Annotated in this window: 18 protein-coding genes and 1 tRNA gene; 5 read left to right on the top strand and 14 right to left on the bottom strand. The window is 60.9% G+C overall.

Annotated features, from left to right (window positions below; genetic code table 11):
* Positions 1 to 134 precede the first annotated feature (134 nt).
* The 14 genes from BLU78_RS13230 to murB all read right to left on the bottom strand — a co-directional run bounded on the left by BLU78_RS13230 (position 135) and on the right by murB (position 15,451).
* Positions 135 to 1,478 (bottom strand): TolC family protein, encoded by a 1,344-nt coding sequence (locus BLU78_RS13230; RefSeq protein WP_026020864.1) that lies wholly within the window; start codon positions 1,476 to 1,478, stop codon positions 135 to 137.
* On the bottom strand, positions 1,475 to 4,516 hold the full coding sequence (locus tag BLU78_RS13225) for an efflux RND transporter permease subunit (RefSeq protein ID WP_010266272.1): 3,042 nt from the start codon (positions 4,514 to 4,516) through the stop codon (positions 1,475 to 1,477). Before BLU78_RS13225 ends, BLU78_RS13230 begins: the two co-directional genes overlap by 4 nt.
* A gap of 12 nt (positions 4,517 to 4,528) precedes the next feature.
* On the bottom strand, positions 4,529 to 5,608 hold the full coding sequence (locus BLU78_RS13220; protein ID WP_010266270.1) for an efflux RND transporter periplasmic adaptor subunit: 1,080 nt from the start codon (positions 5,606 to 5,608) through the stop codon (positions 4,529 to 4,531).
* A 261-nt stretch (positions 5,609 to 5,869) separates the two neighbouring features.
* Positions 5,870 to 5,943 (bottom strand) — tRNA-Arg (locus BLU78_RS13210).
* Positions 5,944 to 6,074: 131 nt separating this feature from the next.
* A complete protein-coding gene (locus tag BLU78_RS13205) occupies positions 6,075 to 7,136 on the bottom strand; it encodes a TlpA disulfide reductase family protein (protein ID WP_010266268.1) in 1,062 nt (353 codons plus the stop codon).
* An 8-nt stretch (positions 7,137 to 7,144) separates the two neighbouring features.
* Entirely contained in the window at positions 7,145 to 7,735 is a 591-nt protein-coding gene (gene ruvC, locus BLU78_RS13200) for a crossover junction endodeoxyribonuclease RuvC (RefSeq protein WP_010266266.1), read from the bottom strand.
* Between the two features lie 93 nt (positions 7,736 to 7,828).
* The gene (locus BLU78_RS13195; protein ID WP_010266263.1) at positions 7,829 to 8,887 is read right to left on the bottom strand and encodes a TlpA disulfide reductase family protein; all 1,059 of its coding nucleotides are present in this window, start codon (positions 8,885 to 8,887) and stop codon (positions 7,829 to 7,831) included.
* Positions 8,884 to 9,930: a UDP-3-O-(3-hydroxymyristoyl)glucosamine N-acyltransferase gene (gene lpxD, locus BLU78_RS13190; protein WP_010266260.1), complete on the bottom strand. Its 1,047-nt coding sequence runs from the start codon at positions 9,928 to 9,930 to the stop codon at positions 8,884 to 8,886. Before lpxD ends, BLU78_RS13195 begins: the two co-directional genes overlap by 4 nt.
* Positions 9,931 to 9,934: 4 nt before the next feature.
* Positions 9,935 to 10,405, bottom strand: coding sequence for a pantetheine-phosphate adenylyltransferase (coaD, locus tag BLU78_RS13185; protein WP_010266257.1), 471 nt, complete (start codon positions 10,403 to 10,405; stop codon positions 9,935 to 9,937).
* A gap of 201 nt (positions 10,406 to 10,606) precedes the next feature.
* Positions 10,607 to 11,200, bottom strand: coding sequence for a DUF6549 family protein (locus tag BLU78_RS13180; protein ID WP_010266256.1), 594 nt, complete (start codon positions 11,198 to 11,200; stop codon positions 10,607 to 10,609).
* 117 nt (positions 11,201 to 11,317) lie between these two features.
* Entirely contained in the window at positions 11,318 to 12,028 is a 711-nt protein-coding gene (locus tag BLU78_RS13175; RefSeq protein WP_010266254.1) for an aminotransferase class IV, read from the bottom strand.
* Positions 12,025 to 13,095, bottom strand: a complete 1,071-nt coding sequence (gene holA, locus BLU78_RS13170; protein ID WP_010266252.1) for a DNA polymerase III subunit delta — start codon at positions 13,093 to 13,095, stop codon at positions 12,025 to 12,027. The genes BLU78_RS13175 and holA overlap by 4 nt, the downstream gene beginning before the upstream one ends.
* A gap of 3 nt (positions 13,096 to 13,098) precedes the next feature.
* Positions 13,099 to 14,442, bottom strand: a complete 1,344-nt coding sequence (tilS, locus tag BLU78_RS13165; RefSeq protein ID WP_010266250.1) for a tRNA lysidine(34) synthetase TilS — start codon at positions 14,440 to 14,442, stop codon at positions 13,099 to 13,101.
* Between the two features lies 1 nt (position 14,443).
* The gene (gene murB / locus BLU78_RS13160) at positions 14,444 to 15,451 is read right to left on the bottom strand and encodes a UDP-N-acetylmuramate dehydrogenase (protein ID WP_026020863.1); all 1,008 of its coding nucleotides are present in this window, start codon (positions 15,449 to 15,451) and stop codon (positions 14,444 to 14,446) included.
* Positions 15,452 to 15,506: 55 nt separating this feature from the next.
* Here murB and BLU78_RS13155 point away from each other — a divergent pair, with 55 nt between their 5' ends.
* The 5 genes from BLU78_RS13155 to BLU78_RS13130 all read left to right on the top strand — a co-directional run bounded on the left by BLU78_RS13155 (position 15,507) and on the right by BLU78_RS13130 (position 22,723).
* Positions 15,507 to 16,946 (top strand): DUF4301 family protein, encoded by a 1,440-nt coding sequence (locus tag BLU78_RS13155; protein WP_010266247.1) that lies wholly within the window; start codon positions 15,507 to 15,509, stop codon positions 16,944 to 16,946.
* 245 nt (positions 16,947 to 17,191) lie between these two features.
* Positions 17,192 to 19,147 carry a metallophosphoesterase N-terminal domain-containing protein gene (locus tag BLU78_RS13150; protein ID WP_010266246.1) on the top strand — a complete coding sequence of 652 codons (1,956 nt, stop codon included), beginning with the start codon at positions 17,192 to 17,194 and terminating at the stop codon, positions 19,145 to 19,147.
* Between the two features lie 353 nt (positions 19,148 to 19,500).
* Positions 19,501 to 20,115 carry a hypothetical protein gene (locus BLU78_RS13140; RefSeq protein ID WP_010266241.1) on the top strand — a complete coding sequence of 205 codons (615 nt, stop codon included), beginning with the start codon at positions 19,501 to 19,503 and terminating at the stop codon, positions 20,113 to 20,115.
* 3 nt (positions 20,116 to 20,118) lie between these two features.
* Positions 20,119 to 20,952 (top strand): DUF2764 family protein, encoded by an 834-nt coding sequence (locus tag BLU78_RS13135; protein WP_010266240.1) that lies wholly within the window; start codon positions 20,119 to 20,121, stop codon positions 20,950 to 20,952.
* A 16-nt stretch (positions 20,953 to 20,968) separates the two neighbouring features.
* Complete coding sequence (locus BLU78_RS13130) at positions 20,969 to 22,723, top strand: V-type ATP synthase subunit A (protein WP_010266239.1); 1,755 nt, start codon at positions 20,969 to 20,971, stop codon at positions 22,721 to 22,723.
* Positions 22,724 to 22,725: the final 2 nt, after the last annotated feature.

Raw genomic sequence — 22,725 nt, 5'->3', positions numbered from 1 at the left:
TAAAAAATGTAACGATCCGATAATTCGGATCGTTACATTTTTTGCATCGGTAAATGATTGCTTTTGTCACATCCAAACTCTGATGATAAAAAATCACATCCACTAAATACTTTTGACATCAAAAGTACATGAGGCTATTCTAAGTAGACCATGATGTTGCCGCTGATCTGCTGCAGCGATATTTCGCACAGCTTGGTGTTGTACTGCGCCGTGAGGATGCGCTCCTCGGCGTCCAGCAGGCTCTTCTGCGCCTCGCGCATCTCGATACCCGGCAGGTCGCCCAGCAGGTAACGCTCCATGGCGATCTCGTAATTCTCCTTGGCGGCGATCAGATTCTCCTCCTCGAGCAGGATCACCTCGAGGTTGTTGCGATAAGCCTGCCAGAAATTCGACAGGTCGGCGCGTAGCGACTGTTCCAATTGCTGGCGGGTCAGCCGGGCGTTGTCGATGCCGATGCGGGCGTTGCGCTGTTCCCGGCGGCGGTTGCCGTCGAAGATCGTGAATCCCACCTGCACTCCGGCATTCAGCCCCAGCGTCCCGCGTGAACGGTTCGCGCCGGTGCCGTAACGGTTGTAACCGTAGCCGTAACCCGTCGTCAGGTTGACATAGGGGTAGTTGCGTGCCTGAACGGTTTTCAGGTCGAGTTCGGCCAGCGTATTGTCGTGCTCGGCCATCAGCAGCGAAGCGTTCGCCGAGAGGGTTTTTTCGAGCAGGACGCTCCATTCGAGGGTGCTGTTGACGCGGATCAGCGTGTCGCGGATACAGAGTTTTTCGTCGAGATTTTCGCTGGCCAGCAACTCGTTGATGCGGATGCGCGAGGCGGTCACCAGTTCGTGCTGGGACATGTATTTCGAACTGTCGGCATTGAAATCCACACGGGCCTGCAGCAGGTCGAGGCGCGAGAAGTTGCCTACCTGCACACGCGCTTCGGTGATGCGGAGCCGCTCGCGCGAAAGGCCCACGGCATAGCGGAAATTCTGCAGGCGCAGCGTTTGTTGAATATAATTGTAGTATTCGGCCGTCAGGCTGGCCATGAAATCCTCGATGGTGATGCGGGTCTTCAGGGCTCCCATCTGCTGCATCTCCTTCAGACGCTTGTAGTTGGTGCGGATGCGGAATCCGTCGAACAGCGTCCAGTTCACCGCCAGCCCCACGCTGGCCGTCTGGTCGTAGACGTTCGACTCGCTCACGGCATCGCCCTCGCGCGGGGTGGTCGTGCGGTCGTTGTCGAGCGTCCCCGTGTATCCGGCCGAAAGGCCGATCGTGGGCAGCATCCCGGCGTTCCCGGGCGTGGCGTCGTTATCGCTGATCTGCTCCTCGTTGCGGACGATACGCACGTCGTAATTCTGTTCGAGCCCGATCTCCAGGCATTTGCGCAGGGTCAGCGGGGCGGACGCCTCCCGGGCCGACGGCATCTCCTGCGCCCCGGCTGCGGCGTATGCTCCCAGCAGCATGACCGTTAATAATGCTCTTTTCATGCGTCGTTGTTTTTCGATTGCTTAATCCGGTTCGTCGAGACGTAGCTGTAAATCGCCGGAACGATGTAAAGTGTCAGCAGCGTCGAGACCACCATGCCGCCCACGACGGCCACGCCCATGGCGATACGTCCGTTGGCGCCCTCGCCCGAGGCGACGGTCAGCGGCAGCAGGCCCAGGATGGTCGAGGCCGAGGTCATCAGGATCGGGCGCAGGCGTTGCAGCGACGCTTCCTCGATGGCGCGCATCTTGTCCAGCCCCGCCTCCTGCTTCTGGTTGGCGAACTCGACGATCAGGATGCCGTTCTTGGCCACCAGTCCGATGAGCATGATGATGCCGATCTGGCTGAAAATATTCATCGTCTGCTCCGTGCCCCACATGAAGACCAGCGCGCCGGCGATGGCCAGCGGCACGGTGAGCATGATGACGAGCGGGTCTTTGAAACTTTCGAACTGCGCCGCGAGGATCAGGTAGATCAGCAGGATGGCCAGCACGAAGGCGAACATCAGGCTCGATGAACTTTCGCGGAACTCCTTCGAATCGCCGGCCAGCGCCGTGCGGAAGTCGTCGCCGAGCACCTCGTCGGCGATGCGGTCCATCTCGTCGAGACCCTGGCCGATGGTCTTGCCCTTGGCCAGTCCGGCCGATACGGTGGCCGAAATGAAGCGGTTGTAGTGGTAGAGCTGCGGAGGCGCGACGTTCTCCGCCATCGAGATCAGGTTGTCCAGCTGGATCATCTCCCCCTTGTCGCTGCGCACGTAGATCGAACGCAGGTCGGCGGGTTTGTTGCGCTGCTGGCGGTTGATCTCGGCCAGTATCTCGTATTGCTTGCCGTTCATGTAGAAATAACCCAGTCGTTGGCCGCTGAGCCCGTACTGGAGCGTCTGGGCGATGTTGCGCGTCGAGACGCCCAGCATGTTGGCCTTGTCGCGGCTGACCTCGATGCGCACTTCGGGTTTGCTGAATTTCAGGTCCACGTCGGCCATCTGGAACACGGGGCTTTCGTAGACCCGGGTCATGAATTCGGGCAGCACCTCCTGCAGCCGTTCGAGGTTGGTGGCCTGGAGGACGTACTGCACGGGCATACGTCCGCGGCGTCCGCCGAAGGTGCTCTGCTGCTGTACGAAAGAGCGCGCCTTGGTTTTCGAACGAACGGCGGCCGAGATCTGTTCGGCGATCTCCATCTGCGACCGTTCGCGGGTCGAGATGTTCGTCAGGGCGATGCGGACGTTGCCCGAGCCGCTCGACACGCGGGCCGTCACGGACTCGGCTTCGGGCACGAGCGAGTCGACCAGGCGGTTGATATCCTCGGTGTAGTCGCGGATGTATTCGTAGGTGGCTCCCTCCGAGCCGCGGGTGGTGATCGAGATTTGCGAACGGTCCTCCAGCGGGGCCATCTCGGCCGGGATGGTGCTCCACAGCCAGCCGATCAGCACGACGGTCAGCACCACGATCGGCAGGGCGATCCAGCGGCGGCGCAGGAACGCTGCGAGCGTGCGGCTGTAAAAGTCGTTGAGCCATACGAAGAAAGGTTCGGTCTTGCTGTAAAACCAGCTTTTCTTCTCCTGGCGGACGAGCAGTTTCGTCGCCAGCATCGGGGTGATGGTGAGCGCCGCAAAGGTCGAAATGACCACGGCGCCCGAAATCACCATGCTGAATTCGCGGAACAGGCGCCCGGTCATGCCCTCCATGAAGACGATCGGGAAGAAGACGGCGATCAGCGTGATCGAGGTGGAGATCACGGCGAAGAAGATCTCCTTGGCGCCCTCGATGCCGGCGTCGCGGGGCGTCATGCCGCGTTCGATGCGGATGTAGATGTTTTCGGTCATCACGATGGCGTCGTCGACGACCAGTCCCACCGACAGCACCACGGCCAGCATCGACAGCACGTTGATCGAGAATCCCGCGGCGTACATGATGAAGAACGTGCCGATCAGCGATACGGGGATGACGATGCAGGGGATGAGCGTCACGCGCCAGTTGCGCAGGAAAAGGAAAATGATGATGATGACCAGTATGAAAGCCTCGTAAACGGTGCTCTTCACCTCGTCGATCGAGGCGCGGATGAAGCGCGTGTTGTCGAATCCGTAGGAGGTCACCACGTCGTCCGGGAGGTCCTTTTTCATCGACTCCATGCGCTTGTAGACGGCGTCGGCTATCTCGATGTGGTTGGCGCCCGGCTGGGGGATCACCACCACGCCGACCATCGGGATGCCGTTCATTTTCATATAGCTGCGCGTGTCCTGCGGACCCAGTTCGGCGCGTCCCACGTCGCTCAGGCGGATGATGCGGTCGGCGTCCTCGCGCACCACCAGGTCGTTGAACTCCTGCGTGGTGTGCATCAGGCCCATCGTGCGGATGGTCAGCTCGGTGGTGTTGCCCTCGATGCTGCCCGAGGGCAGTTCGACATTCTCGCGGTCGAGGGCGTTTTTGATGTCGGTGGGGGTGACGCCGTAACCGGCCATCTTGGCCGGATCGAGCCACAGGCGCATCGAGTAGCGTTTCTCGCCCCATATTTGCACGCCGCTCACGTCGCTGATGGTCTGCAGCTGCTCTTTGACCGTGAGGTCGGCGATCTCGCTCAGTTCCAGCAGCGACCGCTTGTCGCTCTGGATGGTCACCATCAGGATCGGCGAGGCGTCGGCGTCGGCTTTGGTCACCGTCGGGGGATCGCAGTCGCGGGGCAGGTAGCGCTGGGCGCGCGACACCTTGTCGCGCACGTCGTTGGCGGCGGTTTCGAGGTCCACCGAGAGCTCGAACTCCACGGTGATACGGCTCTGGCCCTGACTGCTGACGCTCGACAGCGAACGGATGCCCGGGATGCCGTTGATGTTCTGTTCGAGCGGCTCGGTAATCTGGTTTTCGATTACGTCGGCATTGGCGCCCGGATAGGAGCAGGTGACGGAGATGATCGGGTTGTCGACGCTGGGGTACTCCCTCACGCCGAGGTAGCTGTACCCGATGAAGCCGAATAGCAGGATGATGATCGTCAGCACCGAGGCCAGGACGGGCCGCCGGATGCTCAGTTCGGAAATATTCATGCGGCGGCTGGTTTATTCGACGGTGTCGAGTTTGACGGGAAGGCCTTCGCGCAGCTGGAGGGTTCCGGAGGTGATGAGCGTGTCGCCGACGTTCAGTCCTTTGAGTATCTGTATCTCGGCGTCGGTCCGCAGGCCGGTCGTCACCTCCACGGCGTGCGCCCGGCCCCCTTTGCAGAGGTAGACCTTGTCCACGCCCATCTCGGGAACGATGGCTTCGGTCGGTATGGCGATGGCGTTCGGGATGTCGTGCAGGCGGATTTGCACCGTGACGAAGCGGCCCGGCAGCAGCCGTCCCTGCGCATTGGAATAGTGCGCGCGCACGGCGAAGGTGTGCGTCGCCAGGTCGATCTTCGATTCGGTGGCGTAGACCGAACCCTGGAAGGTCGCCTGCTGTCCGTCGACCGTGAACGAGAGCTTCGTGCCGGGTTTGATCTGGTTGGCGTAGCGTTCCGGAACGAAGAGGTCGATCTTCAACGGCTGTATCTTGGCCAGCTTGGCCACCACGACGCTCGGCGAGGCGTAGGCGCCCTCGCTGACGTTTCTGAGACCGATTACGCCGTCGAACGGTGCGCGGAGTTCCGTGAGCGCGATGTTCGACTTCACGATGTCGATGTCGGCATTGAGCGTCGCCAGCTCCGTGCGGGCCTGCTCGTAAGCTTCCTGGCTGACGGCGTCTTTCTCCAGCAGGGCGCTTTGGCGGTAGACACGGTCCTCGGCCAGTTTGAGCTGCGCCTCGTAGCGGCGCAACTGTGCCAGCAGCGGTTGGTCGTTCACCTTGGCCAGCAGGTCGCCTTTTTTGACGGCCGTGCCCTCCCTGAAATTGATCGCCACGATCTTGCCCGAGGTCTCGAACGAGAGGTCCACCTCCTCGTCGGGCAGCAGGTTGCCTACGGTGGTGATTCCGTCGGTCAACTGCTGGGGGCGTATGACGAGCCCGTTGACGTTCAGGATGCTCGTCCTGCGCGGGGCGACCGCCGCAGCCGCATCGGGCTCGACGGTTGCTTTGCCGTTCATGAGGTTATAGAGGCCCAATGCCAGGCAGAATACCACGAGAATAACGGCCGTGATGATCCATTTTTTCTTTTTATTCATAACAGAGAGTAAGGTTTGCGTTGAGGGTCGTATGCAAAGATACGATAAAATGCGGTTTTGTCAGCGACTACCGCCGGCAAAACAAGCCTTTGAAATTCAAAATTACGGCTTTCGGCAGAATTGCCCGTGCTCTGGCCGGCGAAACGGAAAAAATCGGGGGTGAAATCTCTGTTCTCCGAAAATGTTTTATCAAAGTAGCACAAAAAAGGCAGTTACAACAATGTAACTGCCTGATTGCGGCCCTTATATGGACCTTGCTTGTGACACCGACAGGACTCAAACCTGTAACCTTCTGATCCGTAGTCAGATGCTCTATTCAATTAAGCTACGGTGCCGAATTGCAGGTGCAAATGTAGGGCAAAAATCCGAAACGCGCAAATAATTCGACGGAAATTTTACCGAAAAAAATGATTCGTTCGAATGTCTGATATCATCCTCCCGATTATTAGTGATTTATAGGTTGATGCTATTTTATCAGTTTCTCCAATCGCTCCTGCAGCAGGCGGCCGGACACGTTTTTTGCCGCAATCGTGCCGTCGGGAGCGATCAGGAAGTTGGAGGGGATGAAGCGGATGCCGTACATCGCCGCGGCCGGGCTCGCCTTGCCGCCGCTTTCGGAGATCACGTTCGTCCATGCGAGGCCGTTCTCTGCGACGAACCGCTTCCAGCACGCTGCATCGCTGTCGATCGACACGGCGTAAATCTCGAATCCGCGCCCTTTGAGGACTTCGTAAGCCTCCTTTAAGTGCGGAATCTCCCGGCAGCAGGGACCGCACCACGTGGCCCAGAAATCCAGCAGCACCCAACGTCCGGTGCCCACGAGCGACGAGAGGGCGATGGCTTCGCCCGCGGTGTTTTTCAGCGTGAGGTCCATGTAGGGTTGTCCCACGGCCGACCGCTCGGTTGCTTCGATTTGCCGCCGTACGCTCTCCAGCACGGGATGATGCTGCAACTCGGCAGGGAACTGCGCCAGCCGTTCGCGGGCGCGTGCCGGATCGGCATCGGTGCGCCGTGCGTAGAGAAACGCTCCCAAGAGGTTGTCACGGTTGGCTTCCAGCACGTCGCCCGGAATCTGGCGGTAGATGCGCCCCAACGAGTCGATCCGCTGTTTGCGCCCGGGGGTGTCGGGCTCGTTTTCCAATGCCTGCAGGACGTTGCCGAGCGACACCTGGGCGGCATTCATGGCGTTGAATGCCTCGTTCATCGGCGTTCCCGTGAACTGGTAACTGCGCACATCGCCCGTCGCCTCGAGCCGGATGTCGCCGGCTTCGAGCAGGATCGGGGCCCCGACGCGACTGTTGCCGTGGATCAGGTCGGCGATCACCGGTCCGTCCACATACCCGCGAATCCGGAAGGAGCCGTCGGGGCGGACTACCGTGACGGCCAGCAGCGAATCGTCCTGATAGGGCGAGCGCAGGCGGAGCGTGTCGCCGGGGGCGAAGTCGGTCCTGCCCGAAAGGGAGTAGTTGGGACCGCCGCAGCTGCACAGCAGGGCGGCGAGGAGGAACAGTGCGGAGTGTTGTTTCATGGTAGGTGTTATTTGATCTCCCGGTCGGGGTTCTTTTTCAGGAATTGCTCCCAGCTCTGCGATCCCCCTTTCGACGCGGCTTTCTTGCCCCCGCCGAGTCCTTTCACCCGTTCGCCGCCCAGCGCGGCGTTGAGCGGGCTGGCTGTGGTGAAGTAGTGGCACAGCGCGACGGCCATGCCGTCCGTGGCGTCGAGACGTTTGGGAGGCTGGTCGATGGTGAGCATGCGGCAGACGATCGAGGCTACCTGCTCTTTGGCGGCCGATCCGCGGCCGGTGATCGACTGTTTGATGCGCATCGGGGCGTATTCGAAGACGTCGATCCCGCGGCTCAGCGCCGCCGCCATCGCGACCCCCTGGGCCCGTCCCAGTTTGAGCATCGACTGCACGTTCTCGCCGAAGAAAGGCGATTCCAACGCCACCTCGTGCGGAGCATACTCGTCGACCAGCGCCCCGACCCGTTCGAAGATGTAGCGCAGCTTGGCGTAGGGATCAGGGAGTTTGTGCAGGTCGATGTCGCCCAGCACGACGGAGCGCACCGTGCGTCCTTCGACCTCGAGCACGCCGTAACCCATGTAGTTCGTGCCGGGGTCGATGCCCATGATGCGGTATTTTTCCGGAGTTTTCAAAATGCTGTCAATAGAGACCCCTCCTTCCCGCCGAAACGGAACGGAGGGGTGTCGGATTGTCGGGTTTTATTGGGCCAGCAGCTCGGCGACCTTCTCGTAAAGCGCCTCGCCGCGGAGGTTTTTGGCGACGATCTTGCCGTCGCTGCCGATCAGGAAATTCGACGGGATGCCCTGCACGGCGTAATCCCGGGCGGCCTGGTTGTCGAAACCGTTCACCTGGCTGACGTGCACCCAGTTCATGCCGTTCTGGTCGATGGCTGCGAGCCATTTTTCACGGTCTTTGTCGAACGACACGCCGTAGATCTCGAATCCCTTTTTATGGAATTCGGCGTAGGTTTTTTTCAGGTGGGGAACCTCGCCCATGCAGGGGCCGCACCACGAAGCCCAGAAATCGAGCAGGACGTATTTGTTCGCCGGGTTTTCGACGACCGATTTGAGCGACACCTCTTTACCGGCGGCATCGGGCTGCACGATGTCGATGTAGGGCTGTCCGATATCGGTTTTTATCTTCTGCTCGGCGTTCTCCTTCAGTTTCACGAGTATTCCGGTCTGCTGCATGGCTGCCGGGAATTTGGCGATTTCGTCCAGCAACTCCTGTCCCGAAAGTTCGTAGCCTAATTCCTGTGCCAGCAGTATGGCGCCGAAGAGGTTTCCGCGGTTCTGTTCCATGACCGTACGGGTCAGTTGGCTGTATTCGGCGTTGATGGCCTCACGGCGTTCGTCGCTGGTGTTCGGGTTGCGGAACTCGTCGACCAATGCGTGACTGGCCGCGGCATAGGCGTCGCTGGCGTCGTTGGCCGGCGTGCCCGTCACGCGTTTGCGGTAGGTGTTCTCCGCATCGTCGTTCACCATGATCTGCCCCGGTTCGAGAATCAGCATCGTGGCGAACGTCGCACCCTGGTCGCGGGCGTCGCGCAGAATTGCCACGGCCGGAGTTTCGGCGATGCCTGAAAGGCGGAATTTGCCCTCTTTGACGGCTGCCGAGTCGAGGATGACTTCCTCTTCATCGAAGAGGTAGACTTTGTCGTTGATGCCGGCGACGGCACCCTCGACGGTGTATTTGTTTTTGTTGCCGCAACTGCACAGCACGGCCGCCGCTGCTGCAAGGATCAGGATTTTTTTCATATCTGTTGGTTTTTGGTGAGTTCTGCGAGCCGTTTTTCCAATTCGCGGACCTGCTTCTCCAGGTCGGGCAGCCGTTTGAAAACGGCCGACGAACGGTGGTACTGCATGCCCGGGAGTGCCGGATAGCCCATGCGCACCTCGTCGTCGGGGACGGCCTTGTCGATGCCGCTCTTCGAGCCGACTTTCACGCGGTCGCCGATCACGACGTGGTCGGCGATGCCCACCTGTCCCGCGAGGAAGCAGTTGCGCCCCACCCGCGAGGTTCCGGCGATGCCGGTCTGGGCCGACGATACGGTGTTTTCGCCGATCTGCACGTTGTGGCCGATCTGGATCAGGTTGTCGAGCTTCACGCCGCGGCGGATGATCGTCGAGTCGGTCTTGGCGCGGTCGATGCAGGTGTTGGCGCCGATCTCCACGTCGTCCTCGATGATGACGTTGCCCAGCTGGGGAATCTTGTCGAAACCGCCCTGCGCGTTGGGCATGAATCCGAAGCCGTCGGCGCCGATCACCGCGCCGGCGTGCAGGATGCAGTTCGCACCCACGACACACCCTTCGTAAATCTTCACCCCGGGGTAGAGTACGGTGTTGTCGCCGACGGTGACGCCGCGCCCGAGGTAGACCTGCGGGTAGACCTGGCATCCCTTGCCGATGTGCACGCCCTCTTCGACGACCGTGAAATCGCCGATGTAGCACTCGTCGCCCACCTCGGCCTCGGACGATACCGATGCACGGTCGCTGATCCCCTTGCGGCGGGGTTTGGCGGCGTTGTACATCTCGAGCAGCTTCAGGACGCAGGCCCCTGCGTCGTCGACTTTGATGAGCGTCGCGGCCACCGGCTGCGACGGCGTGAACGTGCGGTCCGTGAGGACGATCGAAGCGCCCGTGGTGTAGAGGAACGATTCGTATTTGGGGTTGGTGAGGTAGCTCAGCGATCCGGCTTTGCCCTCCTCGATCGACGAGACGGTGTGTACTTTGGCGTTCTTGTCGCCGACGATTTCGCCGCCCAGAAATCCGGCGATCATTTCGGCAGTAAATTCCATCATAATTTTACAGGTATTTGTTAATGTCTATTCCTTCGGGCATGAATTCCTCGACGTTGCGGCCGAACGAGAGCACCTCGCGCACGGTCGACGACGAGATGTCGGCCACGGGCGAGGGGGTGAAGAGCATGACGGTCGTGATGTCGGGATAGATGCGGTGGTTGGTGGACTCCATCGTGCGTTCGTATTCGAAGTCGGTGGTGTTCCTCACGCCGCGGATGATGGCGCAGGCGCCCACCGCCTCGGCGAATTCGCCCGTCAGCCCGGTGTAGATGCGGGCTTCGACGCGCTCCTCGTTGCGGAAAACGTCGTCGATGAGCCGTTTGCGGTTCTCGACTGTCAGCAACCCCTGCTTCGAGGAGTTGTTGCCGATGCCGATCACCACGCGGTCGAAGAGATTCAGGGCCTCTTCGACCAGCGCGGCGTGGCCGCGTGTGAAAGGGTCGAACGACCCGGGGAATATTGCTGTTCGTTCCATAATTGTCAAAGGTGCCCTAAAAGGGGCGTTATGCCTCCAAAGGTAGGAAAAAGTCGGATGGGTTCAAAACCGAATTGCTGTCCGGCTCTGCAAAACGCTCCGCTCCCCTAAAAGTGCCGTTACGGCACCGCCCCCAAAGGTAGGAAAAAAACGGAAATACCCGCAGGTTTTCCCGTTTTATTCGTTCGGAGCCCTTGCGTCTTACCGCTCGATCTTCACGTATTCGGCATGGACGATCCGTGTGTGGGGATTCGCCGAGACGATCTCCTGCCGGAGCGCCTTCGTGCCCCAGCGGATGAAGAGGAAGCGGCGGGGGATGCGGTGGACCACCTGCCGCAGGGTGTCGACGCTGCGGATGCGGCATTCGGCCGAGTCGCGGCCGATGCGGCCCTCGACGGTGACCCACGCATCGCTCCAGCGGAACAGCCGCACCGAGTCGCGCACGGGAAGCGAGTCGCGGAGCCGGATGACGACGGTGTCGCGCAGCGGGGTGAGGATTGCGGCTTCGGTGGCTGTCACGGCTTTTGCGGCGGCCTCCAGGCGGCGGATTTTGAGCCCCAGGCGGCGGATCTCTTCGGCGTCGGCCGCGCGCAGAGCCTCGAACTCCCCGCACCGCAGCCGTAGGACTTGTGCCGAGGCGGCTTCCTGCCCGGCCCGCGTGCGGTAGTGCGCGACGTCGGCCGCGAGGGCGCTCTGGTTCTGGACGAGCCGCCGGTTTTCGGCGTGGTAGCGGCGGTAGGTGAATGCGAACAGCGCCGTCACGGCGACGGCGTACAATAAAAGGTATTTTTTCATGGTTTTCGGGGTTTGGTTCCCCGAAAGGTAAAACGGAAAGGGCCGGCGCGGTTTCTATTTTTTCGGAAAAGGGGGGCAGCGGCTCCTTGGCGGATAGCGTGTGTATGGTCTGTCGCCTTAAAACCCGCTTTCTAAGCGGGAGGAAATTCGTTCGGCGATGAGCGTCATCAACGGCTGCCCGTCGCAGCGCGCAAGGGCGGTGATGCCCCGGTGGTCGGCGAAGAAGAGTTCGTCGATATGCGGCAGATCCCTGCGCCCGAAGGGCTCCTCGCGCAGTTCCAGCCCTGCGGCCCGCACGGCCTGCACGGTCAGTTCGCGTTCGACGCTTTTCGTGCCGGGAGCCGCCAGCACCGTGTGCCCCGCGACGGCGAACAGCGGGGCGTTGTCGGCTTCGCGGAGGATTCCCTCCCGGTCACAGCGCACGGCTACGTCGGCTCCAGCCCGCTCCGCCATGCGGCGGGCCAGCTGCGCTGCCGCCTCGCGGGCCGAGGTCGGGGCCTCGGTGAGCGGCAGGTCGTAACAGAGCGTCACGGCTTCGGGCTGGAGGCTCCGGAAAGCGTAGCCGTCGTAGAGCGACACCCCTGCGGGCACGAGCCGTTCCTCCCCGTCGGCCCCGAGCTCGATGCGCACGAAGCCCGACACTTCCGTCGGATAACGCTCCGCGGCGGCGAGGGCCTCGATGCGGGCCGCGAGCCGTGCCGTGCCGGGCGCATACCGTCGGCCGAACAGTTCGCGCGACGCGGTGTCGAGCACGGCGATGTGCGCCTCTGCGTTGCGGGCGATTCCCCGGGCGAGATGAACCGTTTGATATAGGTAAAGCTCCGTCAAAGCAGGAAGATTTTCAGCAGCAGTTCGCGCAGCAGCTCTCCGTCCGGAGCGCCTCCGGCATTGAGGCCCTTGCTCTTGGCGTCGTACTCGCGCAGCAGCCCCAGGATGTTGAACACCTTGCGGTTGTTCCACGCCGCGGCGTTCTGTTTGATCTCTCCGAGGACGTAGATGTTGTTTTTGCGCAGGATGCGCATCAGCTCCGTGTCCGGCGGGAAGGGTTTCCCACGGTGCTGAGCGAGCCAGCGCAGGTAGTTGACCACGAAGATGTCGCGGAACTGCCCGAACAGCGCCATGATCGTCAGCAGCAGCGGATTGTCCTTGGGGTTGCGGGCGAAATGTTCGGCGATCATCAGCGCGCGGCCCATGTCCTTCGTGGCCACGGCTTTGCACAGCTCGAAGTTGTTGAAATCCTTCGAGATGCCGATGTTGGCCTCGATGTCGGCGTCGGTGATGCGCGTCACGCCCCGGGGCATCGACACGGTGAGTTTTTTCAGCTCGTTGGATATTTTAGCGATGTCGGTCCCCAGGTGGTCCGTCAGCATCGACAACGCCTTGGCGTCGATCGTGAGCCCCTGTTTCTTAATGAACTGCTGCAGCCACGCCGCGATCTCGTAGTCGCGCGGCCGCACCGACTCCAGCACGGTGCCGTTTGCCGCACATCCTTTGTAAAAAGCCGAACGCTTGTCGGCGTTCTTCTCCTTGTGGCAGATCACGAGAATGGTCGTGGGCGAGGGTTTCTGGGTGTAGAGCGAGAGCTTGTCGAGCCCTTTGAGCTGCTGGGCCTCTTTGAGTATCACTACCTGGTACGACCCCATCATCGGCATCTGCCGGCAGAGGTTGATGACCTGCCCTGCCTCGGAGTCGCGTCCGTAGACGGTGATCTGGTTGAAGGCCCGCGAGGCTTCGTCGAGGATCGACGACGCCAGCCGGTCGGCGAGGGCGTCGATGAAATAGCTCTCCTCGCCCATCAGCAGGTAGATGCCGGAAAACCTGCGCGCCGCTATCTCGGCGGCGATCCGCTCGTATTCGGCGACGGAGTCTTTGAACTTTACAGCGCTTTTTGCCATGTCTTAAACGATCTCTTTGGTGATGCGCAGCACGTTTTCCGTGTCGGGCGTCAGGCGGTAACGGTCGTCGATGCGGCGCCCTACGAGCCATACGATGTCGTTGCCCGACAGCAGCACGAATTGCCGCTGTTTCTCGGCCACGGAGACCTTGGCGTCGACCAGGTAGTCCGACACCTTCTTGCGGCCCGTCATGCCGAACGGTACGAACCAGTCGCCCTCCTGCCAGCGGCGCAGCGTGAGCGGGAATTGCAGGCGGTCGGCATCGAGCTGCGCGATGTGCTCGGGGACGCCGAAATTCTTAATCGTGTCGATGTCGCAGTATTCGTAGTAGAGCGCCGAGTTGCCGCAATAGCTGCGCAGGGCGCCCTTGCGTACCGTCGTGAGGCATGCGTCGTCGGGGGCGATCGGCGCCACGACGATCCGCCCGCGGTCGATCGACGCCACCCGTTCGCGGGCATAGAACCGCCGTCCCGTGGCCCCCTGCTCGAGGGCGTGGCACAGCGAGTCGATCACGTCGCCTTTGAACCCGTAGGCCGAATTCAGCAGTTCGTAGATCACGAATCCCTGCGGAAAGGCCGGGTCGAGGCGGTCGAGGTGGATCGTGTCGATCCCCGTGTCCGAGGTGACGGCCTCCGAGCGGATGCGCTCGATGCCGTGGTTGATGAACAACTGGGCGTCGGTCAGCCGTGCGAGGTTGCGGCTCATCAGGCTCGTGAACTTGGGGTTGATCTCGCGGATGCGGGGGATCAGCCCCAGCCGGATCTTGTTGCGCAGGTATTTGGTCGAACGGTTCGACGAATCCTCCCGGAAGGGGATGCGGTTCTGGACGGCGTATTCGAGGATATCCTTGCGCGAGGCGAACAGCAGCGGGCGGATGATCTTCCCGACCTGGGTCGAAATGCCCGTCAGGCCCCGCAGGCCGGTGCCGCGCAGCAGGTTGATGAAAAAGGTCTCTATCGAGTCGTCGGCATGGTGGGCGATGGCCACGGCCGTGTAGCCGTGTTCGCGGCTCAGGGCGTCGAACCACGCATAGCGCAGCCGCCGGGCCGCCATCTCCATCGACTCGCCCGTGCGCTCCATCTCGGCCGTGGTCTCGAAACGACGGTTGTAGAACTCCACGCCGTATTTGCGGGCCTCCTCCTCCACCAGCACCTCGTCTTCGTCGCTCTCCGTGCCCCGCAGCTGGAAGTTGCAGTGCGCCACGCCCACCGAGTAGCCGCAGCGGGTGAATAGCGAGAGCATCACCATCGAATCCACGCCGCCCGAAACGGTCAGCAGGATGCGGTCGTCGTGCGAGGCGAGGTTGTTCTCGTCGATGTAGCGTTGAAACGTTTCGATCAGGTTCATATTACAAAATGTTAACCTCCGTATCTATCTCTATGCCGAATTTTTCGCGGACCGTCTCCTGCACCTTGTGCGCAAAGGCGATCACCTCGCCGCCCGTGGCGCCGCCGTGGTTCACCAGCACCAGCGCTTGCCGTTCGTGGACCCCCACGGCTCCCTCGCGGCGGCCCTTCATCCCGGCCCGGTCGATCAGCCACCCGGCGGCCAGCTTCACGCGGCCTTCGGGAGCGGGGTAGTGCGGCATGTCGGGATATTCCGCGAGCAGGCGTTCCGCCGCGGCCGCCCCGACCACCGGATTTTTGAAGAAACTGCCCGCGTTGCCCAGCACGGCCGGATCGGGGAGCTTCGCGCGGCGGATCGAGCAGATCGCCTCGCGGATGTTGCGCAGCGTCACGCCTCCGCGCGCCTCGACCTCGCGTTCCACGTCGCCGTAACCCAGCCGGGGGCGGGGCGTATGCGAGAGTGCGATTTCGACGGCCGTGATGATTACCTTTCCTTTCAGGTCGTGTTTGAAGACGCTTTCGCGGTACCCGAATCCGCAGTGCGCGGCGTCGAGCGTCAGCATTGCGCCCGTCTCGACGCAGTACATCTCGACCCGCCGGATCGCATCCTTCGCCTCGCAGCCGTAGGCTCCGATGTTCTGCACCGGAGCCGCTCCCGCTTTGCCGGGAATCAGCGAGAGGTTTTCGATGCCCCACAGTCCGCGTTCGACGGCCCATTCCACCAGGTCGTCCCATTCGACGCCTGCGTCTGCCCGCACGCGGACCTCTTCGCCGTCGTCGCTCAAAAGGGTGATCTGCCGGGCGACGGGGGTGAGGAGCACGCCGTCGTAATCCCGGGTGAAGAGGATGTTGTTGCCGCCGGCAAGCACCAGCCACCGTCGGGGAATCCCCGCGGCGAAAAACGTGCGCAGGTCCTCGGGCGTTTCGAATTCTGCGAGGCGCGCGGCCTGCTGGTCGACGCCGAAACTGTTGCGCGTGCGCAGGCTGATTTGGTGAAATTCTCGGATCATGATGCGCAAAGTTACGCAAATATTTCGTATATTTATGCCACAAAACCGATAACCTATGTTCACTCAACAGGATTTACAACAGATCGCCGATCACGGTCTCACTCCGGGACAGGTCGAGACCCAGCTGGAAAATTTTCGCCGCGGATTCCCTTTTCTGAACGTGGTGCGGGCCGCTTCGCCGGGCGACGGCGTGACGGTGGTCGACCGGGCGCAGGCCGACGAGGCTGTGGCCCGTTACGAGGCTGCCGCCGGGCGGCTGGGCGTCGTGAAGTTCGTGCCCGCCTCGGGCGCCGCGACGCGCATGTTCAAAGAGTTGTTCGAGTTCGTCAACGACGGCAAGCGCGGCAAGGGTATCGACACCCTGCTGGATAATATCGGGAAATTCGCCTTCTGGCCCGAATTGCAAGCCGTGCTTCCGGCCGGGGCCGACGCCAAAGCCATTGTCAGCGCCATTGTGAACGACGGACTGAACTACGGCCGCAAGCCCAAAGGGCTGGTCACCTTCCACGCCTATCCCGAAGGGGCCCGCAAGGCCGTCGAGGAGCATCTGGTCGAGGGTGCGACTTATGCCGCCGCAAAGGGTGTGGCGCGCATCCATTTCACCGTTTCTCCCGAGCACGTCGCCGGATTCGAGGAGCTGCTCGCCGAGAAGGTGCCGTTCTATGAAAAGCGGTTCGGCATCCGTTACGACATTTCGTTTTCGGTGCAGAAACCGGCGACCGACACCATCGCCGTGAATCCCGACAACACGCCTTTCCGGCAGGACGACGGCTCGCTGTTGTTCCGTCCCGCGGGGCACGGGGCGCTGATCGAGAACCTGAACGAGATCGACGCCGACCTCGTGTTTATCAAAAATATCGACAACGTGACGACCGACGCCCGGCGCGGCGATACGGTTCGTTATAAAAAGGTGCTCGCGGGCATTCTGCTCGACCTCGAGGAGCGGGCTTTCGAATACCTCAAAGCCCTCGAAGTGGGCGGTGCCGAGCTGGAGCCCATTGCCGAATTCATCGAAAAACGGCTTTGCGTAAAACTTCCCGCCGACTACGATTCGGCACTGCTGCGCGCCGTGCTGGACCGTCCGATCCGTGTCTGCGGCATGGTTCGCAACGAGGGCGAGCCGGGCGGCGGGCCTTTCTGGGTCGGAAACCCCGACGGTACGGAGTCGCTGCAGATCGCCGAGTCGAGCCAGATTTCGCCCGACGACCTGCCGTTGATGCAGTCGGCCACGCATTTCAATCCCGTGGACCTTGTCTGCGGCGTGCGCGATTCGAAGGGCCGGAAATTCGACCTGCGCAAATACACCGATCCTGCGACGGGCTTCATCTCGTCGAAATCGGCGGGAGGCCGGGAGCTGCGGGCCCAGGAGCTTCCGGGGCTGTGGAACGGCGCGATGGCCCGCTGGAACACGGTTTTCGTCGACGTGCCCGTCACGACCTTCTCGCCTGTCAAAGTGGTGCAGGATTTGTTGAGGCCCCAGCACCAGCCCGCCTAAGAGGCGGGTTTCAGGGCGCGAAAGAGGCGGCATCGCGTTGAAGGAAAATGTCCCCGGTTTTCAGGTTGTGAATTATGGCATGAAAACCGGGGGCATCGTTTTTGTCTTCGGTTGGACCGTCGGATAAATTTTCGATACGGTGAAGCAAGTGCGGTTTGCGGAAAACGGCTTCTTTTGTTAATATGTTTTACTGAAAAATTTGTTACCATGAAGAAAAAGCTGCTTTTGATTGCGTCGCACTGCCTGTGCGGGCTGTTTCCCCCCCCCTCCTGCTGCTGTTCGTTATAGGGATCGTTTCCTGCACGGACGATGTTTCCGCGCCTGATTCCGGATTCACGATCGACGCCGTTTCCGCCGAAACCGAATACCTGATCACCGACGAGCGTACGATATGGCTCTCCGGATCGGGATTTTTGACCGGCGACGTCGTTCGCCTCACCGATACGGGCCTTTCGGGGCACTACTACCTGATCGAAACGGCTGTTGCCGACACGGGGCTGCATTTCGTCCTGCCGGGCAATTTCGTGGCGGGGGAATACGCGATCTCCATTCTGCGCGGCGACCGGGTTTTCCGGTATGGCAAAGCGCGGTTCTTCCGCGACGTGATACCCGACCGCGAGGGGATGAACGTCAAAGGCTCGGTGTGCGACACGGACGGAAAGCCGATTGTCGGTGCGGCCGTGTCCGACGGCGTTGAGATTGCGCTTACCGACGAGAAAGGACGTTACTGGCTCGCCACGCAGCGACAGAATCCGCATCTGTTCGTCACGCTGCCTTCGAATTACATGCCGGTGGAGCAGAAAGGCCGATTCACGGCTTTTTACGAGCCGATTCCCGCCGTGGCCGATCCTGCGGCCTGCGTGGAAGTCGATTTTACGCTCGCCCGTGTTTCCAACGACGATTTCGAACTGATCGTCATTACCGACACGCATCTCACGGCGGCTTCGGCGGCCCAGGCTCCGGCGCTGTTCGCCGACTGCTGCATCCCCGACATCAACTCCTACATCGCCGAGGTCAAGGCCTCCGGGCGTCCGGCCTACCTGATCAATCTGGGGGACCTGGTGGCCGCCAACTACCGCAACCGTGTCACGCTGGAAGATGCCGCCGAGCTTCTCCGGCAAATCAAATGTCCGATTTTCAACCTTCCGGGCAACCACGAACTGAACGATTACGTGCTCTATCCCGACATGGATTCGGAAGAGGCCATGACGGAGATCCGCCGTTATCAGGAGACGATGGGACCGCTTTACTATTCGGTGAACCTGGGCCGGGCGCATCTGGTTGTGCTCAACCCCTGCGTTCGGACCGCCGGCGAATCCCAGATGAGCTATTCGGTGTCCAAGGAGCAGTTGGCATGGCTCCGCAAGGATCTTGCGCTGGTCGAGGACAAGACGGCTCCGCTGCTGCTCGCCGTTCACACTCCGATATACAGCTACAACGACGACACCTACGGCCGCTTCTGGCTTCCGAACGGCGCCGAGGTGATAGAATGTTTCCGTGAATTTTCCAACATCCATATACTCACCGGACATACGCACCGCATGTATACTTCCGTGCTTGAAAACGGGTGCATTACCGAACACAATTACAATACGTTGGGCGGTACGTCGGGCCACTGGACCACGTGGCGGCTGCCGACGCTGCTCGCTCAGCGACGCCAGGGGATCAATACTGACGGTTCGCCTGCGAGCTATGGTACGCTGTCTTTCTCGGGCGATCGTGTCGTGGACTATTGCGTCAAAGGCGTCAACCTGCCGCGCACCAAACGTTTCCGGGCCTACGACCGCAATGCGATGCGGCTGTCGGCTGCTGCATATCTGTCCCCTGAGCTGGCGCAGGGCCCCCGCGGGCAGGCGTTCGACACTTCGATGGGCGATTATGCGGTTTCCAGTTCGGAGAACGAAATTCTGGTTAAGATATGGGAGTATAATCCCGAATGGAAAGTCGAAATCCTGGAAAACGGCCGGCTGCTTTCCGTTACCGAAAAAAAGGATAAAGATCCGCTCTACCTGCTCTGTTACGAAATACCTTCCTATGAGACTATGGACAGTCCGGGGTATCCGGCTCCGGTCCGCAAACTCTTCTCTGCCAAAGCTTCCTCGGCGACATCACCCGTTACCATTCGCATTACCGACAGCTTCGGGCGGGTAACCGAGGAGACCATGACCCGCCCCAAACCGTTTGTTTCGTCCTTCGACTGACGGTTTCGCGCGGTGCGACTGCGCTGGGTTCGGGTCCGTATGAAAACCCCGCCGGCTCTTGATTGGGTGGGCGGGGTTTTCGTATGCTCTCGTTTGCGGACGTATTCGGCTCTCACCGCAGGGGGGCGGGCGGCCTGTCCCGCGTTTTTCAAGAAGGCTTTCGGTATATTAAGACTGTCTGTCGGTTCGAAGACCGTGTCCTAATTTTCGGCCTTTATCCCGCAAGGCTCGCACATTTCTTCCTGAATCTTGTCAAAAAAGGATAAATTGCTGTCTGGGACCCCGTTTTTTTGATAATCTTTTATATATTTGTACGTTAAAAAGCAAAACAATAATCAAAACAAGATAACGCTATGGAAAACAAACTGCAACAGTTGACCCAGAAGCTCTACGACGAAGGGCTGGAGAAAGGCCGTGCCGAGGCCGACAAGCTGGTCGCCGACGCCAAGGCCGAAGCGCAGAAGATCGTCGCCGAGGCCCGCGCCGAGGCCGAGGACATCGTTAAGAAGGCGCAGGTGAAAGCCGAGGATGTCGAGAAGAACACCATGACCGAGATCGCGCTGGCCGGCAAACAGGCCGTTTCGAAGCTCAAACAGGAGATCGCGTCGCTCATCATCGCCAAGGCCACGGCCGGCGGCGTGAAGGAGGCCGTCGTGGACCCGGCGTTCATCAAAGAGATGCTCGTCGCCGTGGCGAAGAACTGGAACGGTTCCGATTCGGGCAAGGTCGAACTGCAGGCCTTGCTTCCCGAGGGCGAGCGTCAGAAACTCGACGAGGCGTTCGGCAAGAGCGCCCAGGAGTTGCTGGCGGCCGGCATCGAGGTCGGCTACTCGAAGGAGGTGAAGACCGGTTTCAAAGTGGGCGCCAAGGACGGCGGCTACTACATTTCGTTCGCCGATGCCGACATCGAGGCGCTGCTCGCAGAGTACCTGCGCGACAAGGTTTTCCAGTTGTTGTTTAAGGCGTAAGCTATGTTCGCAAACGAATATTATTGTCTGGTAGCCGGGCTGAAGGAGTACTCGCTCGACGCCGACACCAAGGGGTTCGACGCCCGGACCATCGTCTCCGAGATTCTGGAGGGGGTGACGGCGGCCGACGCCCGCGAGGTGCGGCTCCTGTACGGCTACTACGACTGTGAAAACATGGCCGCCCTGCGCGCGGGGCGCTCGGCGCACAATCCGCTGGGCAACCTGACACGCGAGGAGCTGGAGGAGGAGCTGAAAGCTCCGAAGCGGCTGCCCGAAGCGGTCGCCCGCGTGGTGAGGGCCTATGCCGATCCGGAGGGCGAGGACGCCGAGGAGGTCGATACTGCACAACGCTTCGAAAAGGAGTTGTTCGGGGCCTACTACGCCGCGTGCGCCAAAGCCGGGAGCCATTTCCTGCGCGAATGGTCGGCTTTCGACCGGAACCTGCGCAACGTCTCGGCTGCCGTTACGGCGCGTGCCGCGGGACGTGCGGTCGAGGAGGTCGTGGTGGGTGACGGCGATGTCGCCGACCAGTTGCAGCGCAGCTCGGCGGCCGATTTCGGACTGCGGGGCGAACTGCCCTATATCGACGCGGTGATCGCGGCCGTGAACGACGAGGCGAACCTCGTCGAGAAGGAGCACAAGATCGACCTCGTGCGCTGGAACGAAGCCACGGAACTGGCCACGTTCGATTATTTCGACATTAACGCCATCCTTTCCTACCTGGCGCGGATCAATATCGTGGCCCGCTGGACGCAGCTCGACGCAGCCCGCGGCCGCGAGATGTTTGCCAGGTTGATGGCCGAGCTGGACGGAAAAGAGTTGATCGACAAGAAATAAACAATAAAAAGATACAATGAAAACGACAGGACGTGTAAACGGTATCATCTCCAACATCGTGATCGTCAAGGCCGACGGAGCCGTGGGCCAGAATGAGATCTGCTATGTCTGGGCAGGGGATACCAAAATGATGGCCGAGGTCATCAAGGTCGTAGGCGACGCCGCCTATGTCCAGGTTTTTGACAGCACCCGCGGTCTGAAGATCGGCGACAAGGTGGAGTTCGAGGGGCACATGCTCGAGGTGACGCTCGCCCCGGGTATTTTGTCGCGCAATTACGACGGTCTGCAGAACGATCTCGAAAAAATGGACGGGCTGTTCATCGCCCGCGGTTCGATCACCGACCCGGTCGACTTCAATGCCGAGTGGGAGTTTACGCCGCTGGCCAAGGCCGGGGACAAGGTTTCCGCGGCTTCGTGGCTGGGCGAGGTGAAGGAGCAGTGGGTGATGCACAAGATCATGGTTCCCTTCACGATGACCGACAGCTATACGGTCAAAAGCGTTGCCAAGGCCGGCAAATACAAGGTGACCGACACGGTCGCCACGCTGACCGACGCCGAGGGCAGGGACCACGACGTGACGATGGTGCAGAAATGGCCCGTGAAGCAGGCCGTGCGCTGCTACACCGAGAAACCGCGCCCTTCGCGGGTGATGATTACCGGCGTGCGCGCCATCGACACCTTCAACCCGATGGCCGAGGGCGGTACGGGCTTTATCCCGGGACCTTTCGGCGCCGGCAAGACGGTGCTCCAGCACGCCATTTCGAAGCAGGCCGATGCCGATGTCATCATCATGGTCGCCTGCGGCGAGCGTGCCAACGAGGTGGTCGAAATTTTCAAAGAGTTCCCCGAGTTGATCGACCCCCGCACGGGCCACAACCTCATGGAGCGCACGATCATCATTTGCAATACGTCGAACATGCCCGTCGCCGCACGTGAGGCGTCGGTCTATACGGGTATGACCATCGGCGAGTACTACCGCTCGATGGGGCTGAAAGTGCTGGTTATGGCCGACTCGACTTCGCGCTGGGCGCAGGCGTTGCGCGAGATGTCGAACCGTCTGGAGGAGCTTCCGGGTCAGGATGCCTTCCCGATGGACCTCTCGGCGATCATTTCGAACTTCTACTCGCGCGCCGGACTGGTGAAGCTCGTCGGCGGGGAGACCGGTTCGGTGACGTTCCTCGGCACGGTGTCGCCTGCGGGCGGTAACCTCAAAGAGCCGGTGACCGAATCGACGAAGAAGGCCGCACGCTGTTTCTACGCACTTTCGCAGGGCCGTGCCGACTCGAAGCGCTATCCGGCCATCGACCCGCTGGAATCCTATTCGAAATACCTCGAGTACCCCGAGATCCGCGAGTATCTCGACGGCCAGATCGAGAAGGACTGGGTGGACCTCGTCTATGCCGGCAAGACCATCGTGCAGCGCGGCAAGGAGGCCAACGACCAGATCAACATCCTGGGCGACGACGGCGTGCCGGTGGAGTATCACGAGCGTTTCTGGAAGTCGGAGCTCATCGACTTCGTGATCCTGCAGCAGGACGCTTTCGACGACATCGACGCCAACTGCCCGATCGAACGCCAGCAGATGATGTACAAGATGGTGCTCGGCATCTGCAACCAGACGTTCTCGTTCGCCGATTTCGAGGAGTGTTCGCAGTTCTTCAAGGGCCTTATCAACCTCTTCCGCCAGATGAACTACTCGGAGTGGAAGTCGGAGAAATTCGAGGGCTACCGCAAGCAGATCGAGCAGTATGTGAGTGAAAAAACAAAATAAGC

It is taken from the genome of Alistipes timonensis JC136 (genome assembly GCF_900107675.1).
Lineage (GTDB): Bacteria > Bacteroidota > Bacteroidia > Bacteroidales > Rikenellaceae > Alistipes > Alistipes timonensis.
The sequence above is the reverse complement of the archived record's forward strand: the minus strand, read 5'-3'. Positions and strand labels throughout refer to the sequence as shown.